We start from the raw sequence: 1633 nt of genomic DNA, 5'->3' as shown, positions 1-1633 counted from the left end.
CCCACACACCTGTACCCCCGCCCAGATATTGGCTGAGGAGCAACACTGGCTGCGCGACTGTGCCCGTGACGGCCAGCCCCGCGCTCACCTCTGGCAGGCACCCCGATGCCTGATTGTCACCCGCAAGGACACCCGCCTCCCCCATTACACAGCCGCCTGCGCACAGCTGGCCGCCGAAGGCTGGCCGGTGCATGTGCGTGACAGCGGCGGCACCGCAGTGCCTCATGGGGCGGGTATTCTTAACCTCTCTTTGCTGCTGCCGCGCACCACCACAGATCTGGCCCACTACTACCGGCTGTTGGGGGCGCCCTTGCTGACCCTGCTGGAGGAGTACGGCCTTGCGGGCAGCTATGACTTCGTGCCCGGCTCCTTTTGCGATGGCCAGTACAATCTGGTGATCGGGGGGCGCAAGATCACCGGTACCGCCCAGCGCTGGCTGGCGCCGGGGCAGGATCACCAGGGTGCCGTGTTGGCGCAAGCCATGCTACTGGTGGCAGGGGATGTGGATGAGGGTACCAAGATGGCGAGCCGCTTCTATGAGCTGGCAGGCGGCGAACTGCGCTTTATGACCGGCACCTCCACCACCCTGGCAAGCTGCATTGACTGGCGCGGTAGCGACCAGGCGTTGGTGGACAAGGTGCGAGCACGGCTGGATAGCCTGCTGAGCGAGGGGCTATCCCCTTCACCCTGACCTTCTCCCGGAGGGAGAGGGAAAATTCCCGCCATGGAAATAGCCCAGCGCACAAAAAAGCCACGACATCAGGTCGTGGCTTTGATTTATTAAGGCTCATCTTGCGGATCAAATCCCGCAACAGCACAACCAACTCAGGCAGTCTGCGGCTCAGGCTCGGACTCCGTATCGCTGTCTCGGTCCCGGCTAAAGTAGGCGCGGGTCTCGGCGATCACCACATGACGCAGGCCAATCAGGCCGATGAGGTTGGGCACTGCCATCAGGCCGTTAACAATATCGGCCAGCAACCAAATCATATCCAGATGGAGGAAAGCACCGCTCGCCACCAGCGCCAGATAGATAAAGCGGTAGGGCTTGATCGCCTTCACCCCGAACAGGTACTCGGTGCAGCGCTCGCCGTAGTAGTTCCAGCCAAGGATGGTGGTAAAGGCGAAGAACAGCAGACCAATGCTCACCAGATACTGGCCAATATGAGCATTCAATCCTTGGGCAAAAGCGGCGCTGGTCATGGCGGCGCCGCTCAAATCACCACCCCATACCCCGGTCACCACCAGCGTCAGGCCGGTCATGGTGCAGATGATGATGGTGTCGATGAAGGTGCCGGTCATGGAGACCAGCCCCTGCTCGACGCAGGAGTCAGTCTTGGCCGCCGCCGCCGCGATGGGCGCAGAGCCCAGCCCCGACTCGTTGGAGAAGACCCCCCGTGCCACCCCGGACTGGATCGCCAGCATGATGCTGGCACCGACGAAGCCACCAGTCGCCGCATGGCCGGTGAAGGCGCTCTCGATCACCAGCATGACAGCATCGGGCAGGGCACTGGCGTTGTTCACCAGCACCCCCAGACAGGCGACGATATAGAAGATGGCCATGAAGGGCACTACCTTGCTCGACACGCTGGAGATGGACTTGATACCCCCCAGGGTCACCAGCGCCACGATCAGG

General features: G+C 62.3%; 2 protein-coding genes. One reads left to right on the top strand and one right to left on the bottom strand.

Features of this window, described 5'->3' with window-relative positions:
* A partial coding sequence (locus CF137_RS21920; protein ID WP_139721660.1) for a lipoyl protein ligase domain-containing protein occupies positions 1 to 691 on the top strand: 691 nt, incomplete at its 5' end.
* A gap of 134 nt (positions 692 to 825) precedes the next feature.
* Here CF137_RS21920 and CF137_RS21915 read toward each other — a convergent pair.
* The coding region (locus tag CF137_RS21915) for an alanine/glycine:cation symporter family protein (protein ID WP_139721658.1) at positions 826 to 1633 on the bottom strand (808 nt) is incomplete at its 5' end.

This window comes from Aeromonas sobria (assembly GCF_006243315.1).
Lineage (GTDB): Bacteria > Pseudomonadota > Gammaproteobacteria > Enterobacterales > Aeromonadaceae > Aeromonas > Aeromonas sobria_A.
This window is presented reverse-complemented; position numbering and strand designations above follow the sequence as displayed.